The 19,742-nt window shown below is 40.0% G+C and carries 18 protein-coding genes; 7 read left to right on the top strand and 11 right to left on the bottom strand.

From position 1 onward, the window contains the following. Window positions 1-420 precede the first annotated feature (420 nt). On the top strand, window positions 421-1,305 hold the full coding sequence (locus PHAL_RS0102915; protein WP_016706915.1) for a diguanylate cyclase domain-containing protein: 885 nt from the start codon (window positions 421-423) through the stop codon (window positions 1,303-1,305). Window positions 1,306-1,341: 36 nt separating this feature from the next. Here PHAL_RS0102915 and PHAL_RS0102910 read toward each other — a convergent pair whose 3' ends face one another. The 3 genes from PHAL_RS0102910 to PHAL_RS0102900 form a co-directional block, all read right to left on the bottom strand. After that, window positions 1,342-2,205 (bottom strand): EamA family transporter, encoded by an 864-nt coding sequence (locus tag PHAL_RS0102910; protein ID WP_016706914.1) that lies wholly within the window; start codon window positions 2,203-2,205, stop codon window positions 1,342-1,344. 131 nt (window positions 2,206-2,336) lie between these two features. Further along, window positions 2,337-3,908, bottom strand: coding sequence for a PepSY-associated TM helix domain-containing protein (locus PHAL_RS0102905; protein WP_016706913.1), 1,572 nt, complete (start codon window positions 3,906-3,908; stop codon window positions 2,337-2,339). Next, window positions 3,905-4,201 (bottom strand): hypothetical protein, encoded by a 297-nt coding sequence (locus PHAL_RS0102900; protein WP_016706912.1) that lies wholly within the window; start codon window positions 4,199-4,201, stop codon window positions 3,905-3,907. The genes PHAL_RS0102905 and PHAL_RS0102900 overlap by 4 nt, the downstream gene beginning before the upstream one ends. Window positions 4,202-4,577: 376 nt before the next feature. Here PHAL_RS0102900 and PHAL_RS0102885 point away from each other — a divergent pair, with 376 nt between their 5' ends. Beyond that, window positions 4,578-6,629, top strand: coding sequence for a TonB-dependent receptor (locus PHAL_RS0102885; protein WP_016706909.1), 2,052 nt, complete (start codon window positions 4,578-4,580; stop codon window positions 6,627-6,629). Window positions 6,630-6,727: 98 nt separating this feature from the next. Here the strand turns inward: PHAL_RS0102885 and PHAL_RS0102880 are convergent, their stop codons facing one another. The 5 genes from PHAL_RS0102880 to PHAL_RS0102860 all read right to left on the bottom strand — a co-directional run bounded on the left by PHAL_RS0102880 (window position 6,728) and on the right by PHAL_RS0102860 (window position 10,326). After that, on the bottom strand, window positions 6,728-7,717 hold the full coding sequence (locus PHAL_RS0102880) for a Gfo/Idh/MocA family protein (protein WP_016706908.1): 990 nt from the start codon (window positions 7,715-7,717) through the stop codon (window positions 6,728-6,730). Beyond that, entirely contained in the window at window positions 7,714-8,517 is an 804-nt protein-coding gene (locus tag PHAL_RS0102875; RefSeq protein WP_016706907.1) for a class I SAM-dependent methyltransferase, read from the bottom strand. Before PHAL_RS0102875 ends, PHAL_RS0102880 begins: the two co-directional genes overlap by 4 nt. 47 nt (window positions 8,518-8,564) lie before the next feature. Continuing rightward, complete coding sequence (locus PHAL_RS0102870) at window positions 8,565-9,413, bottom strand: GGDEF domain-containing protein (protein ID WP_016706906.1); 849 nt, start codon at window positions 9,411-9,413, stop codon at window positions 8,565-8,567. Window positions 9,414-9,477: 64 nt separating this feature from the next. Further along, window positions 9,478-9,840, bottom strand: a complete 363-nt coding sequence (locus PHAL_RS0102865; protein ID WP_016706905.1) for a hypothetical protein — start codon at window positions 9,838-9,840, stop codon at window positions 9,478-9,480. A 66-nt stretch (window positions 9,841-9,906) separates the two neighbouring features. Beyond that, window positions 9,907-10,326, bottom strand: a complete 420-nt coding sequence (locus PHAL_RS0102860; protein WP_016706904.1) for a DUF3429 domain-containing protein — start codon at window positions 10,324-10,326, stop codon at window positions 9,907-9,909. Window positions 10,327-10,573: 247 nt separating this feature from the next. On the opposite strand from PHAL_RS0102860, the gene ahpC reads away from it, so the two are divergent. From ahpC to PHAL_RS0102845, 3 genes are all read left to right on the top strand, one after another. Then, window positions 10,574-11,143 carry an alkyl hydroperoxide reductase subunit C gene (gene ahpC / locus PHAL_RS0102855; protein WP_016706903.1) on the top strand — a complete coding sequence of 190 codons (570 nt, stop codon included), beginning with the start codon at window positions 10,574-10,576 and terminating at the stop codon, window positions 11,141-11,143. A 133-nt stretch (window positions 11,144-11,276) separates the two neighbouring features. After that, window positions 11,277-12,851, top strand: coding sequence for an alkyl hydroperoxide reductase subunit F (gene ahpF, locus PHAL_RS0102850; RefSeq protein WP_029215992.1), 1,575 nt, complete (start codon window positions 11,277-11,279; stop codon window positions 12,849-12,851). A gap of 418 nt (window positions 12,852-13,269) precedes the next feature. Further along, the gene (locus PHAL_RS0102845) at window positions 13,270-13,674 is read left to right on the top strand and encodes a GFA family protein (RefSeq protein ID WP_029215991.1); all 405 of its coding nucleotides are present in this window, start codon (window positions 13,270-13,272) and stop codon (window positions 13,672-13,674) included. A 2-nt stretch (window positions 13,675-13,676) separates the two neighbouring features. Here the strand turns inward: PHAL_RS0102845 and PHAL_RS0102840 are convergent, their stop codons facing one another. Together PHAL_RS0102840 and PHAL_RS0102835 are read right to left on the bottom strand one after the other, a co-directional pair. Beyond that, window positions 13,677-14,147, bottom strand: coding sequence for a DM13 domain-containing protein (locus tag PHAL_RS0102840; protein ID WP_016706900.1), 471 nt, complete (start codon window positions 14,145-14,147; stop codon window positions 13,677-13,679). An 11-nt stretch (window positions 14,148-14,158) separates the two neighbouring features. Next, window positions 14,159-14,965, bottom strand: coding sequence for a transporter substrate-binding domain-containing protein (locus PHAL_RS0102835; RefSeq protein ID WP_016706899.1), 807 nt, complete (start codon window positions 14,963-14,965; stop codon window positions 14,159-14,161). A gap of 145 nt (window positions 14,966-15,110) precedes the next feature. Between PHAL_RS0102835 and PHAL_RS0102830 the strand changes: the two genes are divergently transcribed. Both PHAL_RS0102830 and PHAL_RS0102825 read left to right on the top strand, forming a co-directional pair. Beyond that, on the top strand, window positions 15,111-16,736 hold the full coding sequence (locus tag PHAL_RS0102830) for a methyl-accepting chemotaxis protein (protein ID WP_016706898.1): 1,626 nt from the start codon (window positions 15,111-15,113) through the stop codon (window positions 16,734-16,736). Between the two features lie 86 nt (window positions 16,737-16,822). Then, window positions 16,823-17,365 (top strand): YdeI/OmpD-associated family protein, encoded by a 543-nt coding sequence (locus PHAL_RS0102825; RefSeq protein ID WP_016706897.1) that lies wholly within the window; start codon window positions 16,823-16,825, stop codon window positions 17,363-17,365. 101 nt (window positions 17,366-17,466) lie between these two features. Here PHAL_RS0102825 and PHAL_RS0102820 read toward each other — a convergent pair whose 3' ends face one another. After that, entirely contained in the window at window positions 17,467-19,701 is a 2,235-nt protein-coding gene (locus PHAL_RS0102820; RefSeq protein ID WP_016706896.1) for a hypothetical protein, read from the bottom strand. Between the last annotated feature and the right edge of the window lie 41 nt (window positions 19,702-19,742).

The raw sequence follows: 19,742 nt of genomic DNA, 5'->3' as shown, positions 1-19,742 counted from the left end.
GTATTAAGTCGTTATAGATTAAAGTAAGCGATATTTTTATGGATTGCGTTATGTCACAACTTGATGGCCTCGAAGCAACAAAATTCTTCGCACGGAAAATATTTGCAGTGACAAAGTTATGCAAGCGCAATAATTAATTGTACAAATAGTCATAGTGTAGTTGTATTTATTGCTAATCAATAGCAACGTTGCAATTACTATCGGTACGTTTACCTACAGCAATGAAAAAATATGTTGGCCTAGTATTTGTATATATTTAATATAAAGCTCATAGTTGGCAAGCGGCAGATGTGTTAATTGGCTTAATCAGATTTAACCCCCACCGATAAGCTATTTTTTGATTGTTCTGTGTGTTTCAATAATTATGAAGTGTATTTTAGATAAAATAAAATCTGCAATGTTACCGTTAAAGGCGGATGAATGAAAAACAATGAATTAGTTTGTCTAACCGATGTATTAGAGCTGATGCTTGATGCTGTTTGTGTGGTTGATAAGCAAGGGCGCTTTATTGCAGTGAGTGCCGCATTTGAGACTATTTTTGGTTATAAGCCTGAAGAAGTTGTTGGTAAGCCAATGATCGATTTCGTTTATAAAGAGGACCGTGAAATCACCCTTGAAACGGTTGCAACCTTATTGTCAGGTGTCGCTAAGCCACGCTTTGAAAATCGCTGGGTAAGAAAAGATGGACAAGTAGTGTATATATTGTGGTCAGTTAGATGGTCAGCATCGCATCAAGTGAGAATTGCTGTTGCACATGATATAACTGAACGCAAAGAAGTCGAAAAAAAATTACAACATTTGGTTGGTCACGATCAGCTCACTGGCTTAGCAAATCGTACATTATTACTCGATCGTATTCAAAATAGTTTAGCCACCACTAGCCGTCGACCAGTAGAACTATCGCTATTGTTTATTGATATAGATGGGTTTAAGGAAGTGAACGACACGTACGGGCATTTAGTCGGGGACAAGTTATTACAAAAAATAGCAGAAAGATTACTTGAGTGTGTGCGTGCGTCAGATACTGTTGGTCGTCTTGGCGGAGATGAATTTGTGGTGATATTAAATGACATTACTAACCGTGATGATGTTTTACATGTAGCTGAAAAAGTACGTTCTAAATGTGCATCGCCGTTTATTATTGATGGCAGAAAATTAACGCTTTCAAGTAGTATTGGGGTTGCGAGTTACCCTGAAAATGGCAGTACTGATATGCAACTCATCCAATTTGCAGATCAAACCATGTACAGAGCCAAAACCGCTGGTGGCAATCAAATTGTGTCTGAATTACCACCGCCTGAATAAAGTGTCAGAGTTTTTATGCGCTCTATTGGCAGTTCGCTAAGCTTCTTTTTTAGAGGAAGATATTGAACTGCCAACAGAGGCGATAATCACTAATAAAATCGCTAGCCACTGCCAAATACTCAACTGCTCAGCTAAAATTATAAACCCAGCCATCGCTGCAATGGCAGGCTCTAAACTCATCATAATACTAAAACCTTGCGCAGGCATATTACGCAGTGCCACCATTTCCAGTGTGTAAGGAAGTGCACTTGACATCACTGCGACCAATATACCTAAAGGCAATACATCCCAACTTAGTAACGCCATACCTTGATTTATGGCGCCATAAGGCACTAATACAATTGCAGCGACACTCATGCCAAGCGCGACAGTCATGCCACCAGAACCTTGATTTCCGGTTTTCTTGCCAAATAATATATAACCTGCCCAGCAGGCACCGGCACCGAGCGCAAGAATTACACCCACAGGATCTAAACTTTCTTCACCACTCATATCAGGTAGTAGCAGAACAATACCGGCAATAGCACAGGCAACCCAAAATAGATCTCGTTTTTTTCGTGATGATAATAACGCCACAGCAAGTGGACCTGTAAATTCAAGCGCCACCCCAATACCTAAAGGAATACGTGCAATGGCGTAGTAAAACAATATGTTCATACCCCCTAAACATAAACCATAGATCACAATAGGCATGCGTTGACCTAAAGGCGGAAATGCTTTCCAAGGCTGAAATACAAGACACAGAATAGCAGCAGAAAAACCAAGTCTCAGTGCGGTTGTACCTTCAGGGCCAATTAAAGGAAAAAGCTGTTTAGCAATAGAGGCCCCTGATTGGATTGTAACCATGGCTAACAGTACGCAAATAACAGCGATGAAAAAAGGAGGAATAACTCGGGACATAGCGTATAAAAAATGAAAAAGGAAATTATCTGCAGAGTGTACAGATTAATGTAAAAATTTTATATATTTGCGATAAATCGCAGCCGTTCAGTGGCGAAGGCTCGCGTATTCAACAATACGCGAGTTTTCATTTACCTTACAAACTCAATGGTTTTGTGGTCTAAAATTATCTTATCTTTAACGGATTTCTGTTTTAAGCGTTTAGCGATAAAGAAAAACCCGGCTGAGAATATTAAGGCAATAAAATCAACAGAATAGCCATTGTAATAGGGTAGAAGAGCCAAATCACTCAAGCCTTGAATTGCACTTGAGATGGGTAAACAAGCGGTTAAAATAGATAACGTTATTAAGCCATTATAACTTGCTTTGTTTGTTCCTTGTTTAAAGCTGTAGGCTAAGGAAATAAAGAATATAAGATAATAACACAGCATATAATGGTGATTAATGTTGCCTATCAGTAAGTTAGCCCATTTTGCTAACAGTAATACTGCAACAACAGCGAGTATGGATCCTAAACATACGCCAATCGTTAATTTTGCCATGACGTGTGTGCTAGTTTTATGCGCATCTTTTTTCATTCGTTTATCTAGCCAAAGTAAATTGCCTGAATAAAAAAGAAATGCGCCGAACAACCCCATTATAAAGTAAGCCCAACGCCCCCAGTCACCCCCATAAGTGCCAAAGTGTAAAGAAAATAAACTGGCAGTAAAATTGCCCCAAAAACTATCTTCTCCTTGCGGGTAACTTGTATACAGTACTTCTAAGCTATATGGATTAATGGCCAAATAATCGGTGTCTGGTCCTCGGCTTACAGCGTTTTTATTACTCATTTTAAATAGCGCTGAAGGAGAAGTTGAACTTAAAGCATTGTAACTAACATGTATGGGTTCATAACCTGGAGCATAGCGTTTAGCCGCGAGTATTTGTGTATCAATGGGTGTTAGTTCGCTGATGTTATACGCCTGTGCTGCGGGTGGGGTACGCTCAAATAGTGGTTTGTCACCATAAAACTGAGCTAAACCGCCATAAATTAAGTCATGAAAAGCAAAAACAACAACAGTAAACGCAATTATTAAATGAAATGGCAAACTCGCAATGCCGACTAAATTGTGGCTATCTAACCAAAAGCGGCTTGGGCCTTTCTCTTTTCGCAGCGCAAAAAATGTTTTCACTAGGGTTGGTAGCAATATGATTACACCGGATACCAAAGCTAGAAAATACAGTCCAGCAGCAATACCAAGAATGTAAACGCCAGATTGATCATGGCCAATTTCACCAATAAATCCTGCTGTGCGATGTAAGTAATCAATTAAGTCTGCAAGTTTATGTTCTGCTTGCTCATTTAAAACAAGTTGTTGCTCATGTAAGTGAGCAGTTTGAAGCTGGTTATCGAGCTCCATCCCTCTTGCTTGACCTTGCGTGTACCAAGATAAGGGGGCATCACTTGTAAGTAAGTCAAGCTCAAAGCCTGCGGCCATTTGCGCTGGGTATTGCTCGATGGCTTTATCTATAAGTGCTTGGTAGTTGGTAGACTTAGGATCTGTGACTGGTACGCTAATAGGCTCAGCCCATTGTTGAATTTCGTACTTGAACATGGTCAAACTGCCGGCATAAAAGCCGATAAATAATACTAAGCCGGCAATAATACCTGTCCATGTGTGCACACCTTGGTAGGTGCGTAAAATATCTGGTCTGACTCTCATAGCCCGCCTCGTAATATGTAAAATAAACTGTATAACACCATATTTAAGCCACCTAATATTAACCAAGCTTGTTTACTGGAGTTAAAGAGGTAGGTAAGACTGAATATGCTCAACCAGAGCAATGGGATCATCCACATGTTAAATTGCACTTTGTCTCTAGCATCTATTCCGCCGGGCCCATACCAAGCAAAGAATGCCATTAGAATAAAAGCTAGCAATAGCCCCAGCAGCGCTCCAGCCAAGCTTTTGCCAAGCCAGGTCGGTTCTTTTCTTGAGTTTTTAACGTCTGTCATTGCTGCTTTCCTTCGCGTTGATTAAACAAATAAAAGGCACACTTAACAGCGCTAACATCAGTATAAAAATACAAAAGAAAACGGCTGCAGTACTTTGCAGGGTAAATATTGCAATTCCAAATGAACCCAATATAAGAAGGTAAGCTATTGGCTTACATGTCTTTTTAAGTGGTTTTTTAAATAAACGTTGGTGTTTATTACAGCCATAAAGCATAGATGCTGCAATTAATAGAATAATGACGGTAAGTAAAAGCATAATTGATTAATAGTGTATTTTTAATGCCATTCTAAATGATAATTAAACTCAATTGCAATAGGGTTTTTGCTGTGCTATTTTCCTTGCGCAATTTAACACTGCTTACTAAAGGAAATAACATTGGCTGCCCCAATTAGACTAAATAAACTCTCTTTAATTATTACAAGCTCTTTGCTTTTAACGCAAACTCAAGCATATGCAGATGATGACAGTATCCGCAAATCAATGGACACAATTGTTGTTACCGGCGAGAAGATAGAAAAATCTCTAAAAGATACAATCGCTTCAGTTGCGGTAGTTGATAATTCATTATTAGATAATGGTCAGTTAGCATCTGTTTCAGAAGCACTTGCAGAAATGGCTAATGTCGTTGTGTTAACAGGATCAGTCCCTGATATGCGTGGTGTGTCGGGTAATGGTGGTGCAACTGGGTTTAATTCGTTTACAGGTGGTTCAAAAGCGCGCGTATCAACGTTAGTTGATGGTGTAAGCCAGCCATTTGTTGCTGATCTAACCGGTGATACCGGTTTATGGGATATGGAACAAATAGCAGTGTATCGTGGGCCGCAGTCTACGAGTAATGGCCGTAATAGTATTGCTGGTGCTGTATATATGACAACCAAAGCACCAACCCAAGACTTTGAAGGCGCAGTACGAGTAGGGTACCGCAACCAAGATAGTTACCTTGATACCGCAGCTGTTGTCTCTGGTGCATTAGTGGAAGATGTACTTGCTTTTAGGTTGTCGACTCAATATGTTGATGGTGAAACTTACAGTAATCCAACTGTCTATGAAACAAACCCGACTGATCACGATCTCAATAAATTAAACACCTCAAGCACCCGAGCAAAATTACTTTATACTCCATTTGATGATTTATCAATTCAACTAAGTTATTCAAACTATAGTGAAAAAGGCAATTCTGGTCGTCACTACTATGAAGCTGACAAGCCAACAGATTATATACCACTGTTTCAACGTATTATGGATACAGACTCAGATACAACACAAATTGATTTTGAATATAAGATTGATGATAACTTCTCTGTGGATCTGCTCGTGGCGTATATGGATTACCACTGGGCCTTTGAAGCTTATGAGCCACTAGAAACAGCAGAATCTGATGTTACTATGGATGAAAAAAACATTACTATTGATGGTAAATTAAACTTCGGCCTAAGTAGTGACTTTTATTCAGGCTTTATTGGCTTAGCTTATTTCGATCGCGATCAGGATTTCGACAGTGTTGGAGCAACCGATTATTTTGGTGATGACAGCAGTGACTCAATGGCCGTTTATTCTGAAGCCAGCTTTAACTTGACTAATAAATTTACCTTAACAGGTGGGTTACGTATTGAGCGAGAAGAGCAACTGCGTAACTTTAACATGGCTTATGGCGCAGATACGTTAGTTGAGCAGTTAGATAATGCAAATACCATTAAGTTACCTACTTTAGCACTTCAATACCGAGTAAACGAACAAACAACATTATCAGCAAGTGTACGACGAGGATACAATGCGGGCGGCGGCGCTCTCGATTTTACCGCGGAAGAATATTATTACTATGATGAAGAAACGGTAAACACTTATGAAGTGGGAGCGAGAAGTGTTCTAGAAAACGGAGACATTAATATCAGTGCGAATGTTTTCTACAATAACTTTGACGGCTATCAAGCATTAAGTTCAGAACGTAAAATCACAAATATTGATGACGCCCATAGTTATGGCCTCGAAGTCGAAGCGTATAGTATGTTAACGGACTCGTGGCAATTGCATGGTGGTTTAGGCCTTTTAAAAACTAAAATCGATGCATCGCAGAGTTACCCTGAAGCTGTCGGTAACGAGCTTAATTCAGCCCCTTCATTTACGGCCAGTTTAGGTCTGTCTCATTGGTTTACTGACAACTTTAAAATTAATGTCAGTGCAAATTATGTTGATGAATATTACGGTGATCTTACTAACACCGAAGAGCGTATTGCAGGTGATTACACAATGACTCGCGCTACAATAAGCTATGACACCGAGGATTGGTTAATTAGCGCTTATATCAATAATGCCTTTGATGAAGAAGGTTATACCAGTGTAGAGCCTGTCAGTGGCCGATACCCGACAGGTTATGTCTCTGTTGTAAACCCACAAACTTTAGGTGCTTCAGTTACTTATCGTTTTTAATTACCGGAAAGTTTAAGGCTGTTGTTATACAGCCTTAATTGTTTTGCAAGCTAAAGCGAAATATATGTAAATTACTGAAGACTTACTCGGCACGATATTTACTGTAAGTCGGTTGGGTAAATGACACCAAGCTGTGCTCTAGCTTTATCAAGAACATGCATAACATCAATACTTAGCTGATGTGTATTAACAGCTGACTCTAACTGTTCCGTTTTCGTAGTTTCAATAAAGTGGGCAACTTCATAACGCATAAAATGCTTCTCGAATGGTAGTGATAATTCCTCAACAGTGCCATCGTTTGCGATAAACTGTATTCGTTTTAGCAGTGATACAGCCTCGATTCGAATACGGCCTTTCTCACCTTGGATCTCAGTAAAGTTATCACCTTGTGATATTTTGGAATAGCTGATCACCGCTTGCTTATCGTTGTAATTTAGTAATACATCACCGGCGCCATCAACGCCAGTTTCAAGTAATACGCCACTGGCTTGAACAGCGTTTGGTGCGCCCCATAGTGCAATTAAAATATACAACGGATAAACCCCTAAATCGACGAGGGCGCCATTGGCAAACTCAGGTAAAAACGTATTAGGGCGCTCGCCATTTTTAAATTTGTCATAACGCGATGAGTATTGACTATATTGACCAATGTACTTACGAGGTGTGCCTATTTTCTCTATTGCTTGGCGTAGCACAGAAAAGTTAGGTAAGTGGGTAGTCATCATCGCTTCCATATAGAGACGATTATTGTGTTTTGCTGCAGTTAAAATAGCGACTAATTCTTGGCTATTAGCAGCAGCGGGCTTTTCACCTAATACGTGTTTACCGGCATTTAAACACGCTACTGCATAGTTTTTATGTAGGCTATTTGGTGCAGCAATATATACGGCATCCACATTTTCATCGCTGCACACTTGGTCAATACTAGTAAAGACTTTCGCATGAGCGATTGCATGTTTAGCTAAAAAATCCTCGCCACTTGCGTAGGCTCGCGAGCACACCCCATAAAGGGTAAATTCGCTGACGGTTTTTGCAGCCTCAAGTAGTGTATCACTAATAAAATTGGTGCCAACGATTACAAAATTCATGACTGCTCCTGGTGATTAAATTGTGCAAGCCAAGCTTGCCAGTCTGCCTCAAAGGCTAACATTTGTCGGTGCTTTTTGGCTAATAAGTGTTTTTGTTTATCTTCTTCGCAGTGAAATGGGCCGACTCGACAAAGTGCACAACTGTCCGAGTTTAAGTAGGTTGGTATGGTTAACTTACTCTTTAATTCAGGTACTTTTTTAGGACTGAAAACATAACTGATCCCACTGGTGTCTTTAACATGTTTATCTCGGTCAACGTTACGAATTTTGTAGCCTGGAAATGAGCTGATATCAAATGGCATTTGCCCTAGATAAGCTGAGGCTAGACCATGATTTAAAGTGCCTTCAATATTCCATTCTCGATATGGCTTGACATCTTTAGAGGTGATGTAACAAAGCATAGGACCATTATTATCGAGAGCGAAGTTCGATGCGTATTTGATAAATTGGTGTAACAACGCACGATTAAGTGTATTTATACTGGTGGTGTTTTCACGAAAAGCCGTTTCCCCAACAAATGCTGGAACAAGCGGGAATTGAAAAATCACCACATCGAATAACTCGCCGTTTAGGCGTTGCCACGCTTTTGGGTTTGTTACATCAAAACCATTTAGCACGGTTACATTACTTGCAGCTAGCGTAGCTAATGCGTTATCAGCGTATTTTTGAGTAAGCGTGATAGCATCATCATAGGTTGAGGCGACTAATTTTTTTGGTTTAATACCGGTATGTAAAGCATGAGAAAACGATAAGTCGCCATCACCAACTGTGAGGATGCGCCAATTTGGATCTAAATACATAAATATGCCATATGAAAGGCTTAATAATTTCTGTTAGTGTAACAAAATTATGGGGGAGGAGTGCGACTTGTGTTGCGCATTGATTTACACTTTTTATCGCGGTACATTTTTTGATCTGCCATATGTAATATTTGATCAGGGTGACTATCACTATTTAAATCAGCGAACCCAATGCTGACACCAACTTGATATGTTTTTATCATTGATGTTAATTGTTGACGTAAATGTTGAATGTCTGGGGTATCTTCATTGCAAAAAGCAACGAATTCATCACCACCTAATCGAAAGCAATTTTGCGCATCGAATTGTTCACTTAATCGCACGGCAAAGTCCAATAAAATGAGATCACCTTGTCGGTGTCCATAGTGGTCGTTAGCATATTTAAAGTTATCTAAATCAAAGTAAAAAATACGCTGATATTGTTGCTGTAGTTGTTCAAAGCGTGCAAAGCAAGCACGACGATTTCCTAAGCCAGTGAGCTTATCGTGGCTTGCATCGTATTCTAGTTGTTCCTGTAATGCTTGTCGCGTTTGAATTTCGTCATTGAGTGAAGATATCGTTGTACGCTTTTCTTTTATAAGTAATAATAAAGCGGTACATGTAAGTAGAAAGCCACTGTTTTTTAAAGTTGTGTCAAAGATTAATAATGGGAATAACTGCGTATCTATAATATCGTCAAGTAAATCAAGAAGCAGGCCTGAGCAGTATAATACCCATGCATAAATGAGTAATTTATTGCTGAGGTATGAGTAAACTTGCAAAGTTAGAGAAACTGAGATCGCAGCCCAAAATAATTCTTCAATGGTATCAAATTGTGGTTGCTCAACATTGAGCAACCACATTGAACATATAAGTACAATAAGCCATATGATAACAAGCCAATATGGATGTTTCATGCTATACCAAGTTACATTAATTTACTTAATATATAGCAGAACATCAGGCTAATGCTTAGCTGTTTTATGAGGTTTTAGCTGACTTCTCTAAAAGGCGACAAAAAGCCAGCCGTGTTTTAAGGCCTTCTATAGCAATCTGCTTAATGATTAAGTTAAATGTGATTAATACTGCGAATGCGATATGAATGGGCCCATTAGTAAAACCAGCCTCAGGATCAAAAATCATTAACCCAAATAATAAAAACATGATAACAAGTGCAATTTCAAGCCACTGATTAGAATAAAAAGATAGTCTGTTTTCACTTTTATGGTCTTTTTTTATGTGTATAGCACAAAAAAACGGGATCACTTTAATTTTGAAATGAGCGTTTTTTTCCACATAGTTTTCACCCAGTTGATCAAGCTGTTGGCGTAATTGGTCTATCATAATTTATCCTCAAAAAGCAGTGCACGGATGGTACAGTAAACGCCGTATCAGCACCATAGAGCCGCGTTATTTCGGGTATAAACTCAGTCCAATAACTAATACATGACAGACAAATACGACCGAGGTTAATACAAAACGCATTTTTTGATAATCCGCATGATAGTTTTGCCATTGCGGACTGGTTTTTTCAAAGAGTAAGACAAGCCAAAAACTAATGGCTAACCAAATTAAAGTGATGCTTTGCGGGACAAAGGCTAAAAAGCCCAATGGTAAAATCGGTACGATTGCTTTAATTGCATCACGCTGACTTTGTTGGCCTGCATGCCATAGGTTACCACTCATAAACGCTAAAACAGCGATACTATAAAAAGTAAAAAATTGCATATTAAAATTATTAGTACCGACTAATAATGGCCAACCGAGACAGGCTAAAAAAGGCAGTAAACCTAAGTAGCCCAATTGGATATGATTGCTGAATTTATTCATGGCTTACCTTAAAGTTAACAAAGGATAGAGATCAACGATATTTTTTGGGACATTGTAGCACTGGACACAAAAAAGCTTTAGCGCTATCACTCAAACAACAACGTAGTTTTACTATCAATCTTAAAAAACGATTGAATTAATCTAAACAATCAATTTTATTAAATTAATAAAACGCCTTATTGTATTACTCAAGCCAACACAGTGAGCTGTGTTGTTTTTACTTTTAAATATATAAATGAGGAATACTATGAGCACTTCATTAATTAACACAAAAATCCAACCTTTTAACGCAACTGCATACCACAATGGTGACTTTGTAGAGCTATCTGAAAAAGATGTACTTGGTAAGTGGTCAATCTTCTTCTTTTACCCTGCAGATTTCACATTTGTATGTCCTACTGAATTAGGTGACCTTGCAGATCACTATGCACAACTTCAAGAAATGGGTGTTGAAGTATACTCAGTGTCTACTGACACGCACTTTACTCATAAAGCATGGCACGATACGTCAGACACCATTGGTAAAATTACTTACCCAATGATTGGTGATCCAACTGGCCGTATTACGCGCAGCTTTGGTGTGATGATTGAAGAAGAAGGTTTAGCACTTCGCGGTACATTTGTAATGAATCCAGAAGGCGAAATCAAAGTTATCGAAACGCATGACTTAGGTATTGGCCGTAGCGCAAAAGAACTTGTACGTAAAGTTCAAGCCGCTCAGTACATTGCTACTCACGACGGTGAAGTATGTCCTGCTTCATGGCAGCCAGGTGAAGAAACATTGGCTCCTTCACTTGATTTAGTAGGCAAAATTTAATTTGCCAAACGTAGCTTAAGCTACATTGAGCGCTGCATTAAGTCGCGCTTATATCTCGTAACCCATCACATTAGTTTTTAAGCACATTAGCATGTGTGATGGGTTTCCTTTTGCTGAAAACAAGGGCAGAGCCATGTTAGACAACAACATTAAAAACCAATTAAAAAGCCATTTTGAATCGCTTACTCAACCTGTTGAGCTGCTTATCGCCTTGGATGACAGCAAAAAATCAACAGAAATCGAAAGCTTAGCGAATGATCTCGCTACGTTAAGCGATAAAATCTCGGTCTCAAACAACCCAGACAGCGACGCTCGTCGTCCATCTATGGTTGTGCACTCAGCGATAAACGATACCCATATCACTTTTGCAGGTGTACCTATGGGGCATGAATTTACAAGTTTAGTGTTAGCACTTTTACATACTGGCGGACACCCAACTAAAGCTAAAAGTGAAGACATTGAACAAATACAATCACTTGAACAACCATTAAACTTTGAAATTTATATCAGCTTAAGCTGCCAAACGTGCCCGCAAGTTGTACAGGCACTCAATACAATGGCAGTCACAAACAGCAAGATAAAAGCCACCATGATTGATGGGGCTTTATTTCAAGATGAAGTTGAGCAGCGCAATATTTTAGCGGTACCGGCGGTGTATTTAAATGGTGAGCCATTTAGCCAAGGTGCAATTAGCTTAACTGATATTTTAAATAAAGTTGATTCAAAAGGGGCGGCTCGCCAAGCGGCTGCTTTGAGTGAGAAAGATGAATTTGACGTTCTAGTCATCGGTGGTGGGCCAGCAGGGTCATCAGCTGCAATTTATTCTGCACGCAAAGGGCTAAATACCGGTATCGTTGCCGATAGATTTGGTGGTCAGGTTGCAGATACACTCGCGATAGAAAACTTTATTTCAATTAAAGCAACTGAAGGGCCAAAATTGGTTGCTCAGCTTGAAGAACATGTTAAAGAGTACGACGTTGATGTAATGCATAACCAACGCGCTGCTGGACTTGAGCGTGTTAATAATAAGTATGAAATCACTTTAGAAAACGGCGCTACTTTAAAAGCTAAGTCGTTAGTTTTAGCAACCGGTGCCCGCTGGCGAGAAATGAATGTACCGGGTGAGCAAGAGTACCGCGGTCATGGTGTTGCGTATTGCCCACACTGTGATGGTCCTTTATTCAAAGGCAAGCCTGTGGCAGTTATCGGTGGTGGTAACTCGGGAATAGAAGCTGCAATTGATTTAGCAAATATTGTTGAGCATGTGACGGTACTTGAATTTGCAGATACATTACGCGCCGATGAAGTACTGATCCGTAAAGCAAATAGCTTGAGCAACATTACCATTATTAAAAACGCACAAACCACAGAGGTGTTAGGTGATGGTAAAAAAGTGACTGGTTTGAACTACACCGACCGTGTCTCAGGTGAAAGTAAGCGCCTTGCCCTCGCAGGTATTTTTGTACAAATAGGTTTAATACCAAATACCGAATGGCTGAAAGGCTCATCGCTTGAGCTTAGTCAATTTGGTGAAATTTTAGTGGATGCCAAAGGGGCAACCTCACTGGCGGGTGTGTATGGCGCGGGGGATGCGACAAATACCCCATTTAAGCAAATCATCATTGCGATGGGCAGTGGCGCAACAGCAAGCTTAGGGGCGTTTGATTACTTAATTCGCCACAGTGAGCAAAACACAGAAGCTGCATAAAAAACTCTTGATTTAGCAGTCATATGTCTATGATTTAACAGTTGATACCCAAGTGGCCTCAATATATAGAATTCAGCGTTTCACAGGGGCTTAATATCAAGGCGTTACTTCGCAAGAATGGTCAGCCCTTTTTAGGAGTCACAACGCAGAGAGTAAGTTCCTGTGAATCGCCCAAAGGGTTGGTTTAAAAGCGGTTTATACTGCGTTATTGATTTGAATAATAGAACCACTATTACTTGCAATCAATGCCTTGTCTAAATCGCTTTTAATTCCAACTGAAACTCTTATCTTGAGGTCACTTGGGTATTCCACCCATGACTGTTATTCTCCAAAGTCGCCCTCTCCAAAGGCGACTTTTTTTGTTTATAAGATGGTATACTTTTTAGTAGGGTATATTTAAAAACATCGGAGCAAGGCTATGTACCAAGGAAGTTGTTTGTGTAAGAAAGTGGCAGTTCAAATCAATGGTCCAATAGATAGTATTATTCACTGCCATTGTTCGTTATGCCGTAAATCGAGCGGTACCGCATTTGCCACTAACGGATTTATTAATCGAGCTGATTTTAGCATTACCCAAGGGCAAAATAATTTGACGGCTTTTGAGTTTAAACCGGGCCGCATTCGTTATTTTTGCAGCGCCTGCGGTAGCCCCGTTTTCAGCGAAAACCGCGATGATAGTAGCCGATTAAGATTACGGCTAGGCATTCTCGACAGTGATATTGTTGAGCGTCCAATCAGTCATAATTTTGTCAGTTCAAAGGCTAATTGGGAGCGACTAAATGATGACCTGCCGCATTACGATGGGTTTGAGCCAAACCGATAACTTTATTGATATTGGGCAGCGCTGATAAATTCATTAAAACTTTCGCACCAGATAATCACGGTATTAAAATCAGCAATATTTATACCTTGCGGCACTGTAACTAAAAAGCCATCAAAGGTATTTATACTAGCAACCCGTGTCATGGTGCCTTTGTAAGCTAAAAAATCATTCTCGTTATCAATAAAGCGGTTAGCGAGATAGAGCTGATAATCAGGCCCTGGGCTTAAAGTACCAGCAAAAGAAATCGTGCTATTCGTTAATCTAACTTCACCCTTGCCATAATGGAAGCTATCAGAGCCGGCTAGATCATCTTTAAACTCACCACGGTATAATGCGTGTTGCGCATGGGTGGCGAGCTCTAGTTTACTTGGGCCAACAGGCGCGGTGAGGATCGGAAGAGAGTATAAACCCGCTGCAAAACCGAAAGCAAAAACAATTAAATAGGTAAATATTCTGATCAGTGTTTGAAGCATAATATAAGCCCTTATTGTAAAACAAATATTTTCCGCGTTGCTAATTGTAACTGACGTTCTTTATCAGCAAAATAACGGTTATACAGTAACTCAAATTGACCATTTTGCTGTATTTTTAATAAGCCAGCTTCTAATTGCTTTAACATTTCATCGTTTTGTTTATGAGTGTAAAAATGGTAAGGGTTGGAGTACTGCAGCATAATGCTTGGTTCAATCATCAAGTTTTGATGTTGAAGTTTGCTCATTTCAGCTGTTATTGCAGACACCGAGCGAGGAAAGTGATCCGCTAAACCAGTTTCGAGTGCTTTCGTCATCCCTGCATAGCTTAGCTCTCCATTAACAGTAAAGCCGTTACGTATTAATACATCATAGTCTGACCAACTCTGCTTTTGTAAAGCGATTAAAGGTTTTAGTTGCTCCACTGTAGATATTTCAGCAAAGCGTGATTGTTGGTTTTTGTTAATAATGAGCAACCTCTTACCATGTAAACCTTGATACAGTGCCAATGATGTGTGTCGTAATGTAGGTTGGCTCCCTTGTGGAATTGATAACCAAGCTAAATTAATACTGTTCGGTTTTTGTAGCTCTTCCACGATGCGTTTTTTATTCATCGGTTCAACAGTATATAAAAAGTTAACCTTTTTATTTTGCTGTGCAAAAGCCAGTGATAATAACTCGTGCATATAACGATTATTAGGCGTGTCACCGATACTTGGTCGCGCTAAATGAAGATTAACCACAGCCTCATTTGCATGCACTAAGTTTACAAACAGCAAAGAAAAGAAGAGTACAAACAGGTGTGAAGCATACAATTTCATAATTTATAGTTGTGTTTAACGTTAATGCAATGAGTATAGCAAAGTTCTCATATTTTAATTATTGCAAAAAAGATTACAAAATAACGAGAAGCCTGCGAATTTGTGATTATACTTAAATTACAATCTATGTAGTCATTGGCATACTATGTTAAATAATTATTTGGTTCGTACTCGTTTGATTGTATTAGCACTTTTCCCGGTAATAATTTTTACAGTTACTGCGATATATTTGATTAATACGGTGGGGGGGTTAGTTAAAGGAATTGATGATTTATATGATAACCGTATTGTCCCCTTGAAGCAGATCAAAGCGGTATCGGATAACTACGCTGTAAATATTGTTGATTTATTTCATAAGTATAGAGCAGGTACGGTTAGTCAGACAACGTTACTTACGGCTGTGCAAGAAGCTAAAAATACAGCGGATGAAGAGTGGCGTAGTTATCTCAGTACCGACTTAACGGATCAAGAAAAAAATTTAACAGCGGTCGTTGAGCAAAGATTGGTTCCTGTTCAACAGCATCTGCAAGTGTTGTTAACTAAAATACGTAATGGGAATTTTAGTTTACTTTCTCAAGAGCAGTTTGTAGCTGATTTATATAATGTATTTGATCCTCTAAGCGCAAGCTATCAAACATTGATAGAGCTGCAATTAGACGAAGCGAATAATTTCAAAGAGCAAGCAGATAAAAACTTTGCGTTAGTCAGTTTAGTGATGAAACTATTGGTATCGATATTAATCATTTTACTATTAGTGATTGGTTACTTTATTTATCGTTCGATTCAAAACCCATTGATGGCACTGCGCGATACTATTAGTCAAATAGCGAATAACGCAGACTTACGCATCAGGGCAAATGTACTTGGGGAAGATGAAATTGCAGACACTGCACGTAACTTTAATCACATGTTGTCACGTATTCATACGTTAGTAACCGATGTATCGGGAGCAACACTAACGCTCTCTTCAGCTGCTGAAGAAATGAATTCAATCAGTGAACAAGTTGCAACAACCGCTACTGAGCAAGAGCAGCAATCAGCAATGATTGCTACCGCCATTACGCAAATGAGCAGCGCTATTGAACAAGTTGCGCAAAATGCGTTGGCAACCTCAGATAAAGCGACTAATGCAGATCATAAAGCACAGCAAGGACAGCAAGCGGTCGCTGATAATATAAATTCAATTCAAACATTGTCTAAATTGGTGAATGCGAATACGCAATTAATTACCGATCTGAATACGCAAACTAACGAGATAAATCAAGTAGTGATGATGATTCAGGGGGTTGCTGAGCAAACTAACTTGCTGGCACTTAATGCTGCGATAGAAGCGGCAAGAGCAGGGGACTCAGGTCGAGGTTTTGCTGTGGTTGCCGATGAAGTGAGACAGCTTGCGCATAATACGCAAAAAGCCACCGCAAACATAAATGAAATGATCGGCAAATTGCAAGAGATGGCTCAGCAGGCGGTGAGCGCGATGGGGAGTGCTGAAAGTAGTGCCCTAGAAAGTGTTGATCATGCGCAGTATTCATCGCAAGTTTTGACTGAAATAAACCAAGAAGTAACCGAAATAGCTGATATGAACACTCAGGTTTCAACTGCTACGGAACAGCAAAAAATGGTTGCGAATGAACTGAGCAGTAATATTAATGAGTTTAGTGCCAGTATTGCCTCTGTCAGTGAAAGCTCGCAGCAAAATGCACAAGCATCACAAGAGTTGGCTATGCTTGCTGCAACCCTGCAACAGCAAGTAAATGAGTTTAAAGTATAGCTGGTTTATGTTTTTATAGATCTTGTAAAGTTAACCGGTACGGCGGTGGCTGTTTTAGCCAAAGCTAACATTTAAGAATGAAATAGATGACCAAGAACCACACGAGCGCGCAATTTACCGCTCAACCATTGCGGCCAAATAACGCCCAGTCATGGGCCTTTGTTGTATTACCTCACGAGGTAAGCGCTATATTGGCTAGGCGTGGGCGTATTACCGTGCTGGCTACTATCAATGGTTATGCGTTTGAAGCCCTGTTAGAGCCAGACGGTAAAAAAAGTCACTGGCTACGTATTGATAATAGTCAACTTGCGTTATCCGGTGCGGTGATAGGTATGGATGCCCTATTTGAGATTAAGGTTGTTGCTAAGGAACCAGAACCGTGCGTGCCCGATGACTTTATCAATGCATTACGGGCATCTGCTCAAGCCTATACGACTTGGCAGGCCACAACCACGATTGCTCGTTTAGATTGGATCCATTGGGTGACATCAGCAAAGCAGCAAAAAACGAGGAACAAACGAATTGATGATGCGTGTAATATGTTAGCTTCCGGCAAAAAAAGAGTGTGTTGCTTTGACTCTTCTGGTTTTTATAGCAAAGCTTTTAGCGCACCTCAAACTGAGGATTAATAGGTTGAGTTATAGAGCTAAACAGTGCTCTATTTTCTCAGGGTTTTATTTATAAACAAAAAGAGCGGCTATTATTGCCGCTCTTTTGAGCTCTATTTTATTTAATGGCCGCGCAGGGGTAATTGACGAGGCATTTGGCGCATTTGCTGTTGACGCATCATACCTTGTTGACGGGCACGGTTAGCGTTATTAAGCTGTTGCATACGTTGATTTTGCAGTGAGCGAGCTCGATCCTGAAGCTGACTGTTTTGTAATGTTGAGCGCGCTTTATCGCGGTCGATATTACTGGCTCTATCTTGTAGTTGCTGACGATCAATATTACTGGCTTTATCTTTGATTTGCTGTTGCTTCGCGCTATCAAGTTCTTGCCATTTATTTTCACTACGTTGTTGCCATTTATCACCATCGTGTTTCAAAACATTGCCTTGCTTATCAGCAAACACATTGTTTTTTGCATCAAGGTTGCTACGAGCTGTTTTAAAGTCTCGTTTAACTTGATCTTTAGAGGCCATTCGATCTTTATTTTCAGGACGCTTATATAAGTTATTAACACGATTGCCGCTGATCAAGGTGTTGTCTTTGCGATTAATTTTATTACCAATATTAGTATGGTTGCCCACGTTAATATTGTTGCCAATATTAATATCACCCGTGTTAATGATAGTTGGCCCTCTGTAGCCACCACCATACCAACCAGAGCAACAGTAGATTGGTGGGCGTGCGCCATTAGCAAAACCTGCATTCCAGCCCATACCTATACTTAAGAAGCCGTTGCTCCAACTTACCCCAAAGTTCCAGCCAGTCCACGGGTTATAACCTACGTTAAAGCCCCAAGTTGGTGGGCGAGGGTAGTAATAACCTCCTCCCCAATAAGGAGGGTAATACCAACCAGTGCCATACACAGGGACGCCATAATACGGGTACGACCACATATAACCAGGATAATAGCCTACATACACCACTTCAGGTGTTGATTCGTAAATATCAACATAAGTGATGTTGTAAACAGGTGAGCTGGGTGGAATTTTTGCAATTTCATCTTTAGGAATTTCATCGGCTACTTGCCAAGGACCTTTTGGTGAATCAGCTTTAAACCAAACAGCGTTATCAACTGCATAATATTTTTTAGCAACCAAAATAACTTGAGATGCAGTATTAATTGCATAGGCGACATCAGTACCGGGGATTTTCTCAAACTTAGGCTCGCCGTCATAAGTGACAGTTAAGCTGGTATCTTTGCGGCTAATTGCGGCTGTTTGTGGGACATGTGCATCGAGCATTGCATCATTAGCTTCATCAGTGCCTGCAACTGACACTCGTAGGCCACCTAAATCAGAGTCAGGCGGTATATTAGCGAAACTGCTAGGCAGTTCATCTGCTCTAACAAAAGTCCAAGGTCCTGTTTGTTTTTTAGCGCGAAACCAACGACCTGATAGTAGCACATACATATTACTCGTTTTTAAATCGCGCAACCACGGCGTTTCCGTGTTGTATACATACATAAGCTCCCCGCCTGTTAAACTTTTCCATTTAGCGGTTCCATCTGTTGAAATCAGCTCAGCTGCTTGTGTAACTACAACTATTTTGGGAGGAGTATGAGTTGGTGGAGTAACATCTTCTGATTTTGGAATCATCTTTACTAAATCAGCAGGAGGAGAGGTTGTTTCAACGTATGGCCCTTTGGCATCTTTTGCTTGATACCATAAGGCGCCACTGGTTAAGTAAACTTGTTTTGATTTAGTATCGCGTACTACTGTCAAAGGGGTATTTAAGGCGCGTTCATAGGGAGTGTTTTTAATAGCGCTGAATTTAGGCTCACCATCAAAGCTAAGTAAAACAGCTAATTGCTCTTCAAAAATTATTTTTGGGGGATCGTTTTTAATTTCCGCAAGGCTTTTTTCAGCGGCTTGCGCACTTTCAAGGCTGGCTGTGAGTTGCGAAAGAGAGGTGACAAATTGCACCTCTTTGAGCGCATTATTAACCGCCGCAGTAAAGCGCTGTTCACCAGCATCCTTTGAATCAGGCCAGCGTACTTTGGTAACATCGATATTATGAACCGTTGCGCTATCATTGCTGCGATCTGTATCAATTTTGGCGTCAAACCAAAAAACTCCAAAAATTGGATCACTATCTTTTAATTTAAAGGACATCGCAGAGCGCGCGGTAAGAGCGTTACCTTTGAGTGTTTCAGGCTGTGGCTGGTACACAACAATAACCCCCTCAGACGTATCCACCTCTTGAGGCCACTCAACAGCAACGCTATTGAGAGAGAAAAGGTAGGTGGTCAAGGCGATAAAATACATACAAGCATTTTTGACCTTAGTAAAAGCATTCATACAGGTTTCCTTACTAACTGTTGATGTAGTTACTATGCCAG

The organism is Pseudoalteromonas haloplanktis ATCC 14393, assembly GCF_000238355.1.
In the GTDB taxonomy this organism is placed as follows: domain Bacteria; phylum Pseudomonadota; class Gammaproteobacteria; order Enterobacterales; family Alteromonadaceae; genus Pseudoalteromonas; species Pseudoalteromonas haloplanktis.
Note: the sequence above shows the minus strand (reverse complement) of the source record. Positions and strands in the feature narration are given on the sequence as shown.